The organism is Paenibacillus monticola (genome assembly GCF_009664975.1).
Lineage (GTDB): Bacteria > Bacillota > Bacilli > Paenibacillales > Paenibacillaceae > Paenibacillus_AQ > Paenibacillus_AQ monticola.
Window position 1 is genome coordinate 1 of sequence record NZ_WJXB01000022.1, and the last position, 16,927, is coordinate 16,927.

At 45.9% G+C, this 16,927-nt stretch carries 19 protein-coding genes, 2 rRNA genes and 1 riboswitch; of the genes, 19 read left to right on the forward strand and 2 right to left on the reverse strand.

Going from position 1 to position 16,927, the window contains the following annotated elements; all coding sequences use genetic code 11:
- From GJB61_RS29955 to GJB61_RS29965, 3 genes are all read left to right on the forward strand, one after another.
- Window positions 1–83 (forward strand): 23S ribosomal RNA (locus GJB61_RS29955); the annotation flags it as partial.
- A 125-nt stretch (window positions 84–208) separates the two neighbouring features.
- Window positions 209–325, forward strand: a 5S ribosomal RNA gene (gene rrf / locus GJB61_RS29960).
- A gap of 264 nt (window positions 326–589) precedes the next feature.
- Window positions 590–1,009: a hypothetical protein gene (locus GJB61_RS29965; protein WP_195724527.1), complete on the forward strand. Its 420-nt coding sequence runs from the start codon at window positions 590–592 to the stop codon at window positions 1,007–1,009.
- Between the two features lie 77 nt (window positions 1,010–1,086).
- Here GJB61_RS29965 and GJB61_RS29970 read toward each other — a convergent pair whose 3' ends face one another.
- Window positions 1,087–1,611 (reverse strand): hypothetical protein, encoded by a 525-nt coding sequence (locus GJB61_RS29970; RefSeq protein WP_154122681.1) that lies wholly within the window; start codon window positions 1,609–1,611, stop codon window positions 1,087–1,089.
- A 208-nt stretch (window positions 1,612–1,819) separates the two neighbouring features.
- Here GJB61_RS29970 and GJB61_RS29975 point away from each other — a divergent pair, with 208 nt between their 5' ends.
- The 10 genes from GJB61_RS29975 to rsmI all read left to right on the forward strand — a co-directional run bounded on the left by GJB61_RS29975 (window position 1,820) and on the right by rsmI (window position 9,582).
- Entirely contained in the window at window positions 1,820–2,005 is a 186-nt protein-coding gene (locus tag GJB61_RS29975) for a sigma factor G inhibitor Gin (protein WP_154122682.1), read from the forward strand.
- Window positions 2,006–2,220: 215 nt separating this feature from the next.
- Window positions 2,221–3,801 carry an aminotransferase class I/II-fold pyridoxal phosphate-dependent enzyme gene (locus GJB61_RS29980; RefSeq protein WP_154122683.1) on the forward strand — a complete coding sequence of 527 codons (1,581 nt, stop codon included), beginning with the start codon at window positions 2,221–2,223 and terminating at the stop codon, window positions 3,799–3,801.
- Window positions 3,802–4,443, forward strand: a complete 642-nt coding sequence (gene tmk, locus GJB61_RS29985; protein ID WP_338116198.1) for a dTMP kinase — start codon at window positions 3,802–3,804, stop codon at window positions 4,441–4,443.
- A 104-nt stretch (window positions 4,444–4,547) separates the two neighbouring features.
- On the forward strand, window positions 4,548–4,877 hold the full coding sequence (locus GJB61_RS29990; RefSeq protein WP_036678844.1) for a cyclic-di-AMP receptor: 330 nt from the start codon (window positions 4,548–4,550) through the stop codon (window positions 4,875–4,877).
- Between the two features lie 103 nt (window positions 4,878–4,980).
- Window positions 4,981–5,424, forward strand: coding sequence for a YaaR family protein (locus GJB61_RS29995; protein ID WP_154122684.1), 444 nt, complete (start codon window positions 4,981–4,983; stop codon window positions 5,422–5,424).
- 20 nt (window positions 5,425–5,444) lie between these two features.
- Window positions 5,445–6,419, forward strand: coding sequence for a DNA polymerase III subunit delta' (gene holB, locus GJB61_RS30000; protein ID WP_154122685.1), 975 nt, complete (start codon window positions 5,445–5,447; stop codon window positions 6,417–6,419).
- A gap of 139 nt (window positions 6,420–6,558) precedes the next feature.
- Window positions 6,559–7,359 carry a PSP1 domain-containing protein gene (locus tag GJB61_RS30005; RefSeq protein ID WP_154122686.1) on the forward strand — a complete coding sequence of 267 codons (801 nt, stop codon included), beginning with the start codon at window positions 6,559–6,561 and terminating at the stop codon, window positions 7,357–7,359.
- Between the two features lie 30 nt (window positions 7,360–7,389).
- Window positions 7,390–7,755, forward strand: coding sequence for an initiation-control protein YabA (locus tag GJB61_RS30010; protein ID WP_154122687.1), 366 nt, complete (start codon window positions 7,390–7,392; stop codon window positions 7,753–7,755).
- A 151-nt stretch (window positions 7,756–7,906) separates the two neighbouring features.
- Window positions 7,907–8,677 (forward strand): tRNA1(Val) (adenine(37)-N6)-methyltransferase, encoded by a 771-nt coding sequence (locus GJB61_RS30015; protein ID WP_154122688.1) that lies wholly within the window; start codon window positions 7,907–7,909, stop codon window positions 8,675–8,677.
- Window positions 8,677–9,582: a 16S rRNA (cytidine(1402)-2'-O)-methyltransferase gene (gene rsmI / locus GJB61_RS30020; RefSeq protein ID WP_154122689.1), complete on the forward strand. Its 906-nt coding sequence runs from the start codon at window positions 8,677–8,679 to the stop codon at window positions 9,580–9,582. The genes GJB61_RS30015 and rsmI overlap by 1 nt, the downstream gene beginning before the upstream one ends.
- 210 nt (window positions 9,583–9,792) lie before the next feature.
- Here rsmI and GJB61_RS30025 read toward each other — a convergent pair whose 3' ends face one another.
- Window positions 9,793–10,047: an AbrB/MazE/SpoVT family DNA-binding domain-containing protein gene (locus GJB61_RS30025; protein ID WP_019914502.1), complete on the reverse strand. Its 255-nt coding sequence runs from the start codon at window positions 10,045–10,047 to the stop codon at window positions 9,793–9,795.
- A gap of 306 nt (window positions 10,048–10,353) precedes the next feature.
- Between GJB61_RS30025 and GJB61_RS30030 the strand changes: the two genes are divergently transcribed.
- The 6 genes from GJB61_RS30030 to yabG all read left to right on the forward strand — a co-directional run bounded on the left by GJB61_RS30030 (window position 10,354) and on the right by yabG (window position 16,909).
- Window positions 10,354–11,637 (forward strand): HD domain-containing protein, encoded by a 1,284-nt coding sequence (locus GJB61_RS30030; RefSeq protein WP_154122690.1) that lies wholly within the window; start codon window positions 10,354–10,356, stop codon window positions 11,635–11,637.
- Between the two features lie 50 nt (window positions 11,638–11,687).
- Entirely contained in the window at window positions 11,688–12,458 is a 771-nt protein-coding gene (locus GJB61_RS30035) for a TatD family hydrolase (protein ID WP_154122691.1), read from the forward strand.
- 197 nt (window positions 12,459–12,655) lie between these two features.
- Window positions 12,656–12,884: riboswitch (cyclic di-AMP (ydaO/yuaA leader) on the forward strand.
- A gap of 284 nt (window positions 12,885–13,168) precedes the next feature.
- Window positions 13,169–14,329 (forward strand): 3D domain-containing protein, encoded by a 1,161-nt coding sequence (locus GJB61_RS30040; RefSeq protein WP_154122692.1) that lies wholly within the window; start codon window positions 13,169–13,171, stop codon window positions 14,327–14,329.
- Window positions 14,330–14,505: 176 nt separating this feature from the next.
- Window positions 14,506–15,057: a ribonuclease M5 gene (gene rnmV / locus GJB61_RS30045; RefSeq protein WP_154122693.1), complete on the forward strand. Its 552-nt coding sequence runs from the start codon at window positions 14,506–14,508 to the stop codon at window positions 15,055–15,057.
- Window positions 15,054–15,938 carry a 16S rRNA (adenine(1518)-N(6)/adenine(1519)-N(6))-dimethyltransferase RsmA gene (rsmA, locus tag GJB61_RS30050; protein ID WP_154122694.1) on the forward strand — a complete coding sequence of 295 codons (885 nt, stop codon included), beginning with the start codon at window positions 15,054–15,056 and terminating at the stop codon, window positions 15,936–15,938. The genes rnmV and rsmA overlap by 4 nt, the downstream gene beginning before the upstream one ends.
- A gap of 71 nt (window positions 15,939–16,009) precedes the next feature.
- The gene (gene yabG, locus GJB61_RS30055; RefSeq protein ID WP_154122695.1) at window positions 16,010–16,909 is read left to right on the forward strand and encodes a sporulation peptidase YabG; all 900 of its coding nucleotides are present in this window, start codon (window positions 16,010–16,012) and stop codon (window positions 16,907–16,909) included.
- Window positions 16,910–16,927 lie beyond the last annotated feature (18 nt).

Sequence of the window (16,927 nt, forward strand, 5' to 3'; positions counted from 1 at the left end):
AGACGACGAGGTAGATAGGTTGGAGGTGGAAGTGCAGCAATGCATGGAGCTGACCAATACTAATCGGTCGAGGGCTTATCCACAAACAAGCAAGAAACGCAAATTCGATTCGGATTCAGTTTTCAGGCGATTCAAGCCTGTATGTCTTTTCTGATGTTGGTTATTTTCCTGAAGGAATTCGGGGAGCTAAGCGACCGGAAAAAACCCGTTTGGTGGCGATAGCGGAGGGGTTCCACGCGTACCCATCCCGAACACGACCGTTAAGCCCTCCAGCGCCGATGGTACTTGGACCGAAGGGTCCTGGGAGAGTAGGACGTTGCCAAGCACTGAAGACCACTGTTGATCTTTCAACGGTGGTTTTTTGTTGTATTCTAAAAACAGGATTAGAAATAGGCAAGAAGAATTATAAATCGTAATAAATGGCTCCAATAGGGTGACATTTTTGTTACCGACGCTGCGATTGATACAAGTATAATAGAAAAGTGCAAATATTAAGCATAACCTTGATACGAATGAACTACTGATAAATTGTATTCTTGAATTTTCTTGTGTCTTTAGATGCATGTTAGAGGTAAGGAGGAGTTAAGGTATGAAGCGAAAGCGAACTCAACCTTTTTGGATGCTTATGATTTTCTGTATTATTGGGATAATGCTGGTAGGCTGTGGAACGAAGGAGCCTGCTTGGGATTCTTTTGAAGGGGCACTTAACGAGAAGAGCTTTCCTGTGCCTAAGGAAGCAAATTCTCCGGATAGAACTACTACAAATGTTGCTATGGATTATGTACGCTATTCCTTGCCTGGTTTGAAGGAAAAGAACGGTATACCAGAACCCTATCTGGATGAGATCAAGGCATGGGGATGGCAGGAACAGCAAAAGGAAGAATCAGGAGCCTCAGGTGTTTTTCAGAAGGATGCGCTGATCGTGCATTTAACTTTGCATGACGACTATTTTATAGTAATGGTGCCAAAAGAAAAGAAGGCTTCCATCAAGGGGCTGGAAAGTAAATAAATAATCGCCATCCAAATGCGGATGGCGATTATTTTGTGTGCCTGTAGGGGGATATAACTATGTATAAGTTATTTTTTTTACTGAGAATAATAGGATACATCGGTCGTGCTGAACTTCAGCATTCCTTCGCTGTCTTCCCGTCTTAGTCGTATCAGAATAAAGATTCGCGGCAGCAGTAACCACAAGTGGCATACCACTAGAGATACTGTAAAGGCTGGAGGGGACCAAACAATAAAAAAAGTAGCAATACAAAGGCCAATCCAGAAGTTATGGAGTTGAACTTTACGGAAAAGGCGGTAGCTGATGTATTGATCAGGCATATACCCAAGCCACGGTAGCTGAAAAGAGGTCCTCCATCTTTTTATGATTGGATGACCTGTAATAAGAAGGACGGAACGTGAGATTACATATTGGATCCACACGACAATAGGAGCAGCTATAATCAAGAAGAAGATACTCCACCAGGAGACAAATAAGGTCTCTACCACGATGGATATGGGCAGGAGCGTAAGATATATACGCATAAATGTATTTGTAATATTGATTTTTTTGATAAGTTTATATTGATAGAATGTAGCAGCGCCTTTGGTGTTGGATTCCATAAAAAAAGATTGACCTCCTCGCATGATTTCATATCACTAATATCGGTAAATCGAAGCGTTTTGTTAAACTTGCGCCAATACTCACCGAAAGGACTGAGATGGAATATATATAATATACGATATTGAATGATATGAAAAAACTATGAAAGGGTTTAAAATGATAGAAACTGTATCATACTGTTCTTAAAAGAGTCAAGGTGGGATGGTTATGGAACAACAAACCGGGCAAGCCTGTATTATTTGCGGGCAGGTGAAAGAGGAAGGTATAGTGATTGTCTCTCATTTCATTTGTGAGGACTGTGAGGCGGAGATGGTGCGTACAGAGGCGGAAGATGCCAAATATCGTTTTTTTATTGGGCGTATGAAAAAAATTGATTTACAAAAGAATGCTTAAATCGTAGAAGCCTTGCTGATTAAGACTAGGTTGAAAAGAGTGGGCGGTGGATCTGTGTCACGTTGTTTGGATAAGAAATGTTCTATGTAACGGCTTCACCGGCTTTTAGGCGGCGAAGCCGTTTTGTCGTTTTCTGATACTTGGTACTGAAAATATAGGCGTTTGCGCTTATATGCGTTAAAATAGAAGGTAACCCCTAGTAGGAAGGGATATATATGAACAATGAACAGCGTAATAGGGCACCTTTATATGAAATGTTGGAACAATATAGAGTAAAGGGTAATATCTCTTATCATGTGCCTGGTCATAAAAATGGAGAGGCATATGCAGGAGCTACAGGAGCGGGGTATCTGCGCGAGATTATGAGGTACGATGTTACAGAAATAACGGGTACCGATGATCTGCATCATCCCGAAGGGGTTATTAAGGAAGCTCAGGAGCTGGCGGCCCATTGTTTTGGGGCAGAGGAGAGTTTTTTTCTGGTAGGAGGTAGTACTGCCGGCAATTTGGCACTTATTCTAACGGTATGCCCTGAGCCTGGAATGATCCTGATTCTTCAGCGCAATGTGCATAAATCGGTCATTCATGGTTTAATGCTGGCTGGCGTGAGGGCTGTCTTTCTGGAACCGCTGATTGATCCGCTCAGCGGTCTTGCAGTTGCTCCTGCGGTGGAGACGGTGCAGGCTGCTCTCGCAGCCTACCCAGATGCTGCAGCAGTGCTGGTAACCATGCCGAATTACTACGGCATGGGCAGTGATCTTGCGCCTCTTGCACAGGCCTGTCATGACAGCGGCGTACCGCTGTTGGTCGATGAGGCGCACGGGGCGCATTACGGGCAGCACCCGGCGCTGCCTGCCGGGGCACTTGCTTGTGGCGCGGACGGCGTCGTCCAGTCCACGCACAAGATGCTGCCTGCGCTCACCATGGGCGCTATGCTGCATATTCAAGGGCCGCGGCTAGACCGCGCCCTGCTGCGGCAGCGGCTCGCCATGGTGCAGAGCTCCAGCCCATCCTACCCCGTGATGGCGTCGCTCGATCTGGCCAGGCAGCTGCTGCACAGCCAAGGGGCCAGCGCCTTCGCGGCGGGGCTAGCCGCCGTAGATATCCTGCGCCGCGGCCTTACGGCGCTGCCGCGCTTTAGACTGCTGCAGCCAGCTGCTCCGCAGGACGGGGCGGCGCACTTTACACAGGACCCCTTTAAAGCCGTCATTTATGACGTGACCAGGGTCCTCAGTGGCTTCGAGCTGCAGCGCAGGCTTGAGGATCGAGGTTGTGTGCCGGAGATGAGCGATGACCGGCATGTAGTCTTACTGTTTAGTCTCGGCTCAAGGGCTGAGGATGCAGTTCGATTACTGGAAGCGCTGGGGGAGATAGAGACTGAGATACAAGCTGTCTCTACATACGGTGAGGTAGAACCCTCCTCAGGCATGGTATCTGAATCGGTAACTACAAATGTAGAAGCTGGTGGAAACCCAAATGTTTCCAGTAATATTTCCACGTGGAACAATTTGAGCAAAACACTAATCTCAGATCCGGTACCTTTTTCTTTGAAGCCTGTGGCGGCAAGTCATACAGAACGTATTAAGCTTGAAGACAGCGTGGGAAGAGTGGCAGCAGAAATGGTCATTCCTTATCCTCCAGGTATTCCGCTATTGTATTCTGGTGAAACCATAACAGGACAGATAAGCAGAAGGCTAACCGATTTAGCCGAGAGTGGCGCTAAATTTCAGGCATGTGCCGATCCGGCCTTACAGCAAATAGTGGTTTATAACATGAAGAAAGGCGGAGAAGGATAAGTGGGACGAGACGGTTTCTTTATTACATTAGAGGGGGGCGATGGCTCCGGAAAAACAACGGTGCTAGGCAGGGTAGCAGCCTATTTGCAGAATCGCTCAATGCCCTATTTGATTACTCGCGAACCTGGCGGAATTGAAATTGCCGAGAAGATCCGCTCAATTATTCTGGACCCTGCCCATACCGCGATGGATGCACGAACTGAAGCTTTGTTGTATGCAGCATCCAGAAGCCAACATTTGGCGGAAGTCGTTGAGCCTGCTCTGAAAAAGGGACTAACAGTACTCTGTGATCGCTTTGTAGACAGCAGTCTTGTTTATCAGGGGTATGCAAGAGGATTGGGAATTGATGAAGTATGGGCTATCAATCGTTTTGCGATTGGAAATCGAATGCCAGACCTAACCTTTTATCTGGATGTAGATCCCGAAGTAGGCCTGGCACGGATCGCCGCGAATCAGGAGAGGGAAGTGAACCGTCTTGATCTGGAGAGTCTGGCATTTCATCAGATGGTTCGAGAGGGCTACCAATTAGTTGTTAAATCTTACCCAGAGCGAATTGTTGTTCTTGATGCCAACCGCCCGATTCATATGGTGGAACAGGATATCGTACGTATACTCGAAGAGAGAGTATTAAAGGGTTTTTGATGAGTTTTGTCTAATATACTAAATAGTAATCTTACTGAAACAGCCGATCTTGAAGCAGTATGAATAAGGCTTATTTTATATAACTTTAAGGAGGGAATGTGAAGATGAAGTTAATCATTGCAATTATTCAGGATAAGGACAGTAACCGGTTGTCCAGTGAGCTAGTCAAGGCCAATTTCCGTGCTACCAAGTTGGCCAGTACAGGTGGATTTCTGCGAGCAGGGAATACAACGTTTATGATTGGGGTAGAAGATAGTCAAATTGAAGCTGTACTGAACGTAATTCGCAATAGCTGTAAGGTCCGCGAGCAGCTTGTCACACCCGTAACACCAATGAGTGGGACAACAGATTCGTATTTACCACTTCCTGTTGAGGTACAGGTGGGCGGGGCGACTGTATTTGTCCTTCCTGTTGATCGTTTTGAACATTATTGAGCATAATATGGAAATCCGCAGGAACGGCTAGACTTATTATTACATTGTGGAGACCCGGAGCCGTTATAAATTGTATACTGTATAAAGAGGCGGTAGATAACCTTTGAAAATTAATCCGGGATATAGGACGCTGAAGAGTGAACTGCCGATTACAGAAGGAACCAATAGACCTATACAGCAGAAGACTTTCTCAGATGTATTTCAGCAGCAAAGTGAACAAAAAACAATAGATGAACTAAACCGCCAGATCAAGGATATACAATCCCAAGGCGATCGTTTAGCGAAGACCATGACAATACGTGAGCTAACCATCTACCGGATGATGATTAAGAAATTTCTGGAAGAGACAGCACGACGTGGAGTTATTCTAAAAGAAACGCGGGGCTGGGATCGGCGGGGCCGGGGCAAGCGCTACAAACTGCTGGAGGAAATTGACTCCGCTTTACTGACTATGGCGGATGATTTACTCAGTAGTGAACAGGGCCGGATCGATTTGCTGGGTCGGGTTGGGGAAATTCGTGGATTACTGATTAACCTTTCTTTTTAAAAGTTACTTGGGAGGAATTTATGCCTTTTCATGATATATTGGGCCAGGAGGATGCCAAACGGTTACTTCAGAATGCCCTGCGTAAGGAAACCGTAAGCCATGCTTATTTATTCAGTGGACCTTCCGGCAGTGGACAAATGAAGACGGCACTTATGTTTGCTCAAGCTTTATTTTGTACCAAATGCAAAGATGATGCTTGTGGGGAATGTCTCGAGTGCCGGAAGGTAGAACATGGAAATCATCCTGATTTGACATTGCTGAAGCCAGATGGAGCAAGCATTAAGATCGATCAGATCCGGGAATTACAACGAGTGTTCACCTACCGCTCTGAAGGTGTTAATCCTAAAGTTTATGTTATAGATGAAGCAGACAAAATGACAGTACAAGCTGCGAACAGCTTACTTAAATTTCTAGAGGAGCCTCCTGCTCCGGCAGTTGGGATTCTGATTTCGGAGAACAGCCGCGCCTTGTTGCCGACCATTCAATCGCGTACTCAGCGTATTTCCTTTAGTCCTTTGGACCTCGAGATGATGCTGCAAGCACTCACAAGTGAAGGTGTTCCGGTGCCCCTGGCTCGGTGTGCAGCATCATTGACGTCAGGGCTAGACGGCTGCAGAGAGCTTCTGGTACAGAATTGGTTTGCAGAAATAAGAAATCTAGTGTTACAATTAGCAAAGGAGTCTTTGGGCAAGGGAAGCACAGCGGTAGCAACCGTTGGGCAGAAGCTGTTCAAGACCGGGCTCGGTGAACATTTGGATATCCTTTTCAGTATGTTCCACCTGTGGTTCAAGGATATGCTCTACTTCCTGTATCGAAAGCACGAAAGTATCGTTTTCATAGATCAGTTAGACTTTATTTCCAGACATGCCCGTCAACGGAGTACCGAACAATGGGTATCTTATATGGAATTTGCTGCAGACAGTAAGAGGAAGCTGCGGTTCAATGCCAATGCCCAACTTTGTCTGGAGCAGTTCTTAATCCGATTGGAAAGTTAAGGGTCAGTTATGTTATATCCTCCGGATGTCGCTTCAGCCTGGAACTATCGGTTTAACGGATGAGGAGGGACAAGCATGGATCATCAGGGAGCGAACTTGCTTATGGGTTCCTTTTACCGGCAAACAAGGGGGTTAATTTTTGTACAGCGTAGTAGGTGTCCGCTTTAAAAAAGCGGGTAAAATATATTACTTTGATCCGCTTGATTTTCCAATTGAACGTGATCAATGTGTGATTGTGGAGACAGCACGAGGGGTCGAATATGGAAGAGTTGTTGTAGGTAAAAAAGAGGTGCAGGAGTCCGATGTTGTATTGCCGCTCAAGAAAGTCATGCGTATTGCCGGAGATACCGACGCACGTGTGGTGGAGGAGAACAAAGGAGCAGCTAAGGATGCTTTTACTACCTGTTTAAATAAAATCCGCGATCATGGCCTCAAAATGAAGCTTGTGGATGTAGAATTTACGTTTGACCGCAATAAGATTATTTTTTATTTCACGGCCGAGGGACGCGTTGATTTTCGTGAATTAGTCAAAGACCTGGCGAGTATCTTCCGAACCCGAATTGAGCTTCGACAGATTGGTGTACGCGATGAGGCTAAAATGCTCGGGGGATTGGGACCTTGCGGCCGAGTGCTCTGCTGCTCTTCTTGGTTGGGTGATTTCGAGCCTGTATCCATTAAAATGGCTAAGGATCAGAATCTTTCACTTAATCCAACAAAGATTTCTGGATTATGTGGACGGTTAATGTGCTGTCTGAAGTTTGAGCATGATAATTATGAGAGTGTGAAGGAAGAAATGCCAGCCGTAGGGAAGGTTGTTGTAACCTCGCTGGGGGATGGTAAGGTAGTCGGTATTAACGTCGGAAGCCGCACGGTTCATGTACAGCTGTTTGAAGTGGGCAAAGTTAAGGAACTTCCAATGGATGATGTTGTCGTCAAGTAAACCATATAAGGTTACTTTCGGGGTGGAAACTTGGAGAAGAAAAATATATTTGCACACATGCAGGATATGGAAGCGCAGATGGAAAATATGCGCGCCACTGTTGGAGATTGGAAACAAACGGTAAAAGAATTGATGGAAGCTAATCAAAGGCTCAGTCTGGAGAATGAACAGCTGCGCAAAATATTAAAGAGGGAAGCACCTTTAGATCCTAACGTGGATTCTGCGGAGGCAGTGGCTCTTTTGGCTGCTAGTGAGGGGACAGAGGAGGTTGTCGGGGAAGGTTATGACAATCTGGCTCGACTGTACCACGAAGGCTTTCACATCTGCAATGTCTACTTTGGACATTTGCGTACTGAGGGTGATTGTCTGTTCTGCCTTTCTTTTCTTAACAAATAAGGATATCCAGCCGTAGGAGATTTACGCCTACGGTTTTTTTTGAATTTTTGAGATTCGGCTCAACAAAACTAAGCGTATGCTTTCGAAGCAAGTTTTGTTACGAAGAGGCCCCACGAAGACTATGCTCAACAAAACTTTTTAGGAGAATAAAATGACAAACATAAACAAAGAGGTATCCGTACCTTTGCTCCCAACAGAGCGGGTGGACGATCTATTAACGCATGACCTGCGGATTATTCAAAGTGATGAAGTATTCAGCTTCTCCATGGATGCCGTGTTGCTGGCTCGATTTGCTAATATTCCTCCTCGCGGGAGAGTGCTTGATCTTTGTACGGGAAACGGTGTTATTCCAATACTTCTGACCACACGTACCAACGCCTCTATAGAAGGTATCGAAATACAGCCCCGGTTGGCGGATATGGCCCGTCGCAGCGTAGCCTTAAATGGTCTAGAACAGCGGGTTGTGATTCATGAGGGAGATTTGCGTGAGCTGCACACAGTGGTAGGCTATGGTATGTACGATGCTATAACCGTCAATCCACCCTACATGCCGCTTAACGGCAGCGACCTAAAGCTGAATTCGCATCAGGCTATGGCTCGGCATGAGATTGGCTGTACATTGGAGGAGGTCATTCAAGCGTGTGTCCGTCTCGTTCGTACCGGAGGCAAGGTTAGTATGGTTCATAAGCCGCAGCGTCTGGTCGACATCATCAGTCTAATGCGGCAGAATAGACTAGAACCGAAGATTATCCGCTTTGTGCATCCGCGTGCGCATTTAGAAGCGAATATGGTGTTAATCGAAGCTACCCGTGATGGGAAGCCGGAGGTGCGGTTACAACCGCCATTGATCGTATATAATGAAGACAATCAATACTGTCCCGAAATCATGGACATCTACTATGGGGTTAAAGAGGGAAAATAATGACTATATCATGCCAAAGCAGTTTTCAAAACAATATTCATGGATCGAAGCCGGAGGGATGTGGTTCACTTTATTTGGTGGCAACTCCTATAGGCAACTTAGAGGATATGACTTATCGTGCTGTCCGCACATTGCAGGAATGTGATATTATTGCTGCCGAGGATACAAGACAAACACGGAAGCTGCTGAGTCATTTTGAGATTTCGCCTTCGATGTTGTTCAGTTATCACGAACATAATAAGGCTGCCAGTGGCCCGGAACTGATACGTTATATAATAGAAGGTAAAAATCTGGCACTCGTCAGCGATGCCGGGTTGCCGGCGATTTCTGATCCCGGCGCCGATCTCGTCGCACTTGCCATAAGCCACAGTATTCCGGTGATTCCGATTCCTGGTGCTAACGCAGCACTATCAGCCTTAATCGCTTCTGGGTTGCCGACTACGACCTTTACTTTTTCCGGTTTTCTGCCCCGGGAGCGAAAAGATATCCGTGCCGTGTTGTCGACACTTGCGCTTGCTCAGGGGACCCTGCTCTTCTACGAATCGCCGCATCGCGTCATCAAGACACTCACTCATCTGCAGGAGGCTTTTGGTAACCGCAGGGTTGTGTTAGCCCGTGAGCTTACGAAACGCTACGAGGAGTTCGTACGCGGAACGATCGAGGAATGCAGTGCCTGGTTAGCAGAACACCCGCCGCTTGGGGAGTATGTGATCGTTGTTGAGGGTGAGAGTAAAGAGGAGGCTGATTTAGCCGGATCTGCTTGGTGGCGTGCACTTAGCATCGAAGAGCATGTGGCCCACTATGAGGTTTCCGGTCTTGCACGGAAGGACGCCATGAAAAAAGCCGCGTCCGATCGGGGACTGTCTAAGCGTGATGTGTATAACACACTGCTTAGTAAGGAATGAGAAGGGGCAGTTCACCGCCAAACGTCACATCTATCCCCATACTTGCACATCAGACAAAGATTCCGAGTGTCCAGAGGGTGGAGCCCTCCGGGCCTTCCCTGTAGGGAGGATGCGGCAGAAAAAATACCCCCCGCATACACGGGAGGCCAAGGAGATATAGATAAGGTTAGAATTAACAATTTAATTAGTTCCTATTATATACTATATATTTTAGTTTGTCACAGGGGTTGGGATGGCAGAAATGCATTCATGACAAACAATTTTCCCCTTGAAGTAAGTTACATTCTCGGCATTACCGCAGAAAATACAAGCAGGCTCGTATTTTTTTAACATGATCCGCTCACCGTCCACGTAAATTTCGAGCGCATCTTTTTCACCAATACCGAGTGTACGGCGCAATTCAATCGGAATAACAACCCGTCCAAGTTCGTCTACTTTTCTTACAATTCCTGTTGATTTCATCATTTTAACCGTTTCTCCTCTCAATTATCGAAAGTGTCATTATTCGACATTCTTCACTGTTTTATGATATTCATAATACCAACGATTCCCAAATCAGTCAACCTTTTTTCAAGCGAATTTTAAGTTTTTTTTCAAAAACAGCTTTTTTTCGCTTATTATAGAGGTGAATCATCTATAAACTACAACAAAGTGAATTTGTCGATTTGTCAGTAGGTAAATTGTCATTTTTCGACAAAATACGACATAATAATATATTATAACCTGTAGCTTCTCGGAATGCATAAATATTATAGGAAAGGGGTTGAGCTCATGCAGCAGCCGCTCACAGAAGAGAAGGTTTTTAAGGATCCGGTTCATAACTATATTCACGTGCAGGATACAATCATTTGGCGATTAATTAATACAAAGGAATTTCAGCGTTTGCGTCGGATTCGTCAGTTAGGCACTTCCTATCTTACCTTTCATGGGGCAGAGCACAGCCGTTTCTCTCATTCACTTGGTGTCTATGAAATTACGCGACGGATCATTTCCCAGTTTGAAAGAAGTGGGTATAAGGATTGGATATCCGAGGAAAGATTACTTACATTATGTGCAGCGTTGCTGCATGATTTGGGACATGGTCCGTTCTCTCATTCTATAGAAGAAGCTTTTGAAATGAATCATGAGGAATGGACCTGCAGAATCATTTTAGAGGACACAGAAATAACTGATATTCTACGTGATGTAGAGGAGGATTTTCCACGGAAAGTAGCTTCCGTGATTTCCAAAACATATGAGCATGAGATTGTTGTCAATTTAGTATCCGGTCCACTGGATGCTGATCGCATGGACTATCTTTTGCGTGATGCCTATTATACCGGAGTAAATTACGGAACCATTGATATCGACCGAATTCTGAGAATGCTTCGCCCTTACAACGGTAGAGTTGTAGTGAAAGAGTCGGGAATGCATGCAATCGAGGATTATCTGATGTCACGTTATCAAATGTATTGGCAGGTATATTTCCACCCGGTCACACGTAGCTCGGAAATTATTTTGCGCCAAATATTCCGCAGGGCAACGGAGCTATTTCATGTGGAATACCCCTTTCGTTTTATGATTGAACCCTTGCTGGACTTATTCCAGGGTGAAGTCTCAGTAGATCAATATTTACTGCTCGATGAGGCACTGGTTCAGACGGCTTTTATGCAATGGACACTTGAAAAGGATGAAATCCTAAGCGACCTATGCAGTCGTTTTATTCATCGAAAACTGTATAAATATGTGGAAATGGAGAGCCTAAATACAGAGATTATTGACGAGATTCGTCGTAGCTTTGCCGCCGCGGGACTTAACCCAGTCTATGACCTGGAAATTGATTATCCGACAGACCTCCCGTATGATATTTTCCATCCAGGGGAGGGCTTCGACAGTAAGCAAATCCTGTTGCTTGACCGGCATGATAAACTAAGGGAAATCTCAGAAGTATCGGATATTGTCCGCTCGATTAGTGGCATTCACCGCGGAAGATATCATCTCTACTTTCCACAAGAAAAGTTGAAGAAAGTTCTCGCAAATTTGCCTTCCTCAATAGCAGAAATATTCGCAAGATAATACAAAAATTTATGTAATTCATCATAAATATAAGGCAGGGAGAGAGAATAATGTTTCTATTCGACACACATACACATCTGGATGCTCCGCAATTTGACGAAGACCGTGAATTGGTTATTACCCGAGCGTTTGAGGCTGGGGTAAGTAAGATGATCAATATTGGATTCAATAGGGAGACAATTCCAACTACGATGAAGCTAGCTGAAGCTTATGATAATATTTATGCAGCCGTCGGTTGGCATCCACAAGATGCCATTGACATGAAGGATGGGGACCTCGATTGGATCGCTTCTCTATGCAGTCATAAAAAGGTGGTAGCTATCGGGGAAATTGGCTTGGATTATTACTGGGACACTTCGCCAAAAGATGTGCAGCATGAAGTTTTCCGCAAGCAGATTGGACTAGCCCGAGAGTTGAAAATGCCCATTTGCATCCATGATCGTGATGCTCATGAAGATGTGGTGCGAATTTTACGTGAGGAAAAGGCAAATGAGGTCGGAGGGGTGATGCATTCATTCTCTGGCAGTTGGGAAACAGCCAAAATGTGTCTGGACTTGGGGTTTCATTTATCCTTCGGAGGACCCATTACTTTTAAGAACGCCAGAGTCCCCAAAGAGGTGCTCGCACAGACGCCACTTGACCGCTTGTTGATCGAAACGGACTCCCCCTATTTGACCCCTCACCCCTTCCGAGGTAAGCGTAATGAGAGTGCTCATGTGAAGTTGGTAGCAGAGGCTGCGGCTGAAATAAAAGGGATTAGTTGGGAGGAAATAGCAGAAATTACGTATGCGAACGCACTGGAACGATTTGGGATTGTCTGAAAACGGGAGCAAAAACGGTGAAAAATAAAGAATGAACGATATATTAAACTTTTTTAACATAAAAACGGCCGAATATTACAATAATTTAACCATATATTTACGTAAACGTGCTTGAATCGTCCTTTACAACATGCATCAAAACAGGATATCATCTTTTCAGTGCAGTGGTCTGTGTTACAGTGACAGCCACTGATTCATGGATCGTCTCGCTGAGTCTCCGTATGGAGAACGGGGGAACCAATATTACTTTGCCGCATGTTCGTACATAGAGTACAGCATAGAAGTGCCGCAGATAATATTTGATTTCTTCACGTGGTCTTTGGGGTGAATTTGAGGGCAACCGCCGTGAGCGGGTGACCTAAGATAGGGCGTCTCTCTTTCGTCCGAACCCGACAGCTAACCCCGTAAGCGCAATTAAGAGAGGCAACCTCGTGCATAAACATTCCCGTATTTTCATAAACGGAGAAGCCACGAAAGAGTCCTCTGAGACCCTTTTTTAGGCTTTTTTTGTTTTTGAATAAAGTGAATGTAGCCCGCATACTGTTATATAACAGGTGTGGGGGTAAATGTGCCGAGCAGGCGATCCATGAGCAGGAAACGCTAGTGCAATGCGGGCGTATCCTGTGGCAATCTCAAACTAGTTTCGTCAGAAAAAATTCAGTCATCTTGTTATGCTTGGACGACGGGGCTATGTAAGGAGGATGGAGAGAATGGGCGTATTCCAACCAGAGGTATCCCATGATTCGCAATCATCCAGCAGGTCTTTCGCATTACGGTGGAAGCAGGTAAACCTACGCGTACTTTTACTTGCAGGTGTGATATCAATCGCTATCGCGCTATTAATTCTGCTGTACGTACACGGTCAGAGCAGCAAACAAATAGTTTTAGTTATAGACGGGCAAGTACAAACGCTTGAAACGCGTGAATCGCTCCTTAGCGATGTGCTGGCAAATGAACAAATTTCGCTGCAGCCACATGATGAATTATCCGCAGGCATAAGTGATGAGATAAAAGACGGCGACCGTGTCGTAATTAACCGTGCGCAAAAGTTTAGCCTTACTGCAGACGGAGCAACAAAAATGCTGTATTCGACCGAAGATACTATTGGTCAGGTGGTCAGCAAAGCGGGCATTTCCCTAGCCCCAAACGATAAGATTTTCCCTTCGTTAGACACCACAGTTTCTGCTAACATGGAAATTAAGATTGTCCGCATTAATAAACAAACTGTACAGCGGACAACAAGCCTACCTTTCCGGGTTATCAAGACAGCAGACCCCTCACTTTACAAAGGTACAGTAAGAGTGGCACAGGCAGGCAAACCAGGCGTCATGATTCAGCATATCGAGAAGACCTACCAAGATGGGGAACTCGCTTCTATGCGCATGATCGGTAAGGAAGTGCAGACAGTGACCAAAGACAAGATTATTGCCATTGGGACCAAAGCCATTCCTAAACCTGTAGTAGCTGTTGCCACTACTTCCAAAACGAAGGCCAAGACCTCCTCCAAATCAGTCAAAGTAAGCAGCAACAACGTCACAAGTAAGGCAGGCGTAGATTTTGAATACAAAAAAGTGATTAAAAACGTCTCGATGACGGCATATTCTGGCGAAGAGCCTGGCATTGGCAATCGCACAGCCTCCGGAACACGGGTAACGGAAGGTCGGACCATCGCTGTTGACCCAGATGTAATCCCTATCGGCTGGTGGGTCTATATCGAAGGCTTAGGATTCCGTCGTGCAGAAGATACGGGTGGTGCCATTAAAGGTAACAAGCTTGATATCTATTACGATTCACTAAGCCATGCTCGCAATTTCGGTCGCAAATCAAGAACCGTATACGTAATTGGACCCGTGAAACCAGAGCTCAACTAACCCGTAACCTTTTGCAAAATATCGGTCAATAAGCTATAGTGATGATAGCTAATTAGGGAATCGCAAATGATTACTAAATGTTCGCAGAGCTACCGCTCATCACTTATACATTCTTTAGCCAAAAAGAAGAGGAGCGAATCCTCTTCTTTTTGCGTTTTTGGGAAGGACGAAAGAAAATGATCAAGGAGTTAATTGTCGTAGAAGGCAAAAGCGATACTGTAGCTATCAAACGAGCAGTGCAGGCAGATACGATTGAGACCGGTGGATCAGCTGTAGATCGAACCGTGATTGCTAAAATTACGCTCGCTATGGAGCGCAGGGGCGTTATCATATTAACTGATCCCGATCATGCCGGAGAGCGAATTCGCAAGATTGTTTCTACAAAGGTACCTGGCTGCAAGCATGCTTTCATTCCGGAGAAGGATGCAACCCGTAAAGGGGATATTGGGGTAGAGAATGCCTCACCTGAGGCTATACGCCATGCATTGGAGAATGTTCATACTTCGTTTGAAGGTGCTCCAATCCTTATCGAGATAGCAGATCTTATGGAGGCAGGGATGCTTGTAAACTCCAATGCTGCTGAGAGACGTATGGCGCTCGGGAATTTACTTGGAATTGGATATTGCAACGGCAAACAGCTGTACAAACGGCTGGCGATGTTCGGAATCACGCGGGAGGAATTTGCTTGCGCTCTCGCACAAATTGATCTGGGAGGCATTACTTCATGAGTGGCAAAGAGGATATTTCATCGCCAAGACGGACAAAAGAAATTATTCAGCGTTACAAGTTTTCGTTCAAAAAAAGTTTGGGACAGAATTTTTTAATTGATCAAAACGTTTTGGACCAAATTGTAGATGCTGCAGAATTAAATGAGGGGACAGGGGTACTAGAGATCGGTCCGGGTATTGGCTCTTTGACTGAGCGATTGGCTAGAGTTGCTGGTGCGGTAACCGCTGTGGAGATTGATCGGCGGTTAGTACCTATCTTACGCGATGTATTATCACCCTATCCAAACGTAAAGGTTCGTATTGACGATGTACTTAAGGTGAATCTGCAGGAGCTGTTTACAGAGGACTTTGCCTCCGTGGATAAAGTCAGTGTAGTGGCCAATTTGCCTTACTATGTGACAACACCTATCCTCATGAAGCTGCTGGAGGAGAAACTGCCACTTGACAATATTGTTGTTATGATTCAGAAAGAGGTTGCTGAGCGTATGGCGGCGTCTCCAGGTGGCAAAGAGTACGGCAGTCTGAGCATCGCCGTGCAGTACTATAGCGATCCTGAACTAGTCTGCATAGTGCCGCGCACTGCATTTATTCCTGAACCAAATGTTGATTCGGCCGTGATCCGTCTGAAGGTACGGGAACGTCCACCGGTGGAGGTAGCGGATGAGAAGCACTTTTTTGAAGTGGTACATGCCTGCTTCACTCAGCGCCGCAAGACGATCGCCAATAATCTAAAGGCCCGTTACTTCCCAGAGGAAGGACGCGAGCGTCTGGAGGCCTTGCTGGCTGAAGCAGAGATCGAACCCTCTCGTCGAGGAGAGACTCTGAGTCTTGAAGAGTACGCCAGACTAAGCACTGTGCTGCTGGCTGCAGGTATAGCGTAAGTTAAAAACATGACTTCTTATGAACCAATAGAGACCTTTGCCCATACGATGGGATAGAGGTGGTGGTTTGAATGAATTTAGGAGACTTGGTCGTTCGTAAATCTTATGGCGGTGATGTGACTTTCCGAGTGGAACATATCGTGCAGAATCGGGCCGTCATCAAAGGGACAGAATTTCGTCTATTAGCGGATTCTCCACTGATCGACTTGGTACAGGTGCCTCCCAGCCGCGTTACAGAGCTCGGGCAGCAGGCACAGATTAAGGCGAAGGAATCATTGACACAGCTGCGCAAGGATCGTCAGGAGCAAAGCCAGCGCAGTGGGGAGAGCCTAGGCGGGGTATGGAGCCAATCTCCCAAGGAAGCGGCTTATTTTGAAGTGCCTGGTAAAGTGCTGCATCTAGACGGCGATCCGGCATACTTGAATAAGAGCCTTAGCTTATACGAGCAACTGCGAATTCCTGCGGAAGGGCATCATGTTCATGAATCGTCCATGGCAGAAACCCTGTACCGGCTGCTGCCCCGTGTACGTCCGGATATTGTGGTAATTACCGGCCATGACGGGGTGCTGAAGCAACAGCATACTTATGATCTCTATAGTCTGAGCAGCTACAAAAATTCGCAAAATTTCGTTGCTGCGATTCGTGTAGCCCGGGAGTATGAAAGGCATTTCGATGCCCTGACCATAGTTGCGGGTGCTTGCCAATCTCATTTTGAAGCGCTGCTGGGAGCAGGGGCCAATTTCGCTAGCTCTCCTGGACGGATTCTAATTCATGCTCTGGACCCGGTATATGTGGCGGCAAAAGCCTCATTTACCTCTATCCGGGATACGGTGAATCTGAGCGATGTATTAAACCACACCATTAGCGGAAGTCAGGGAGTTGGGGGAATTGAGACCCGTGGCAGCTTCCGGATCGGAATGCCACGTCTGCAGAACCTATCTGCGCTAAAGGTGACGCCTTCAGCAGTATAAAGGTTAAAGAGGGCTGCA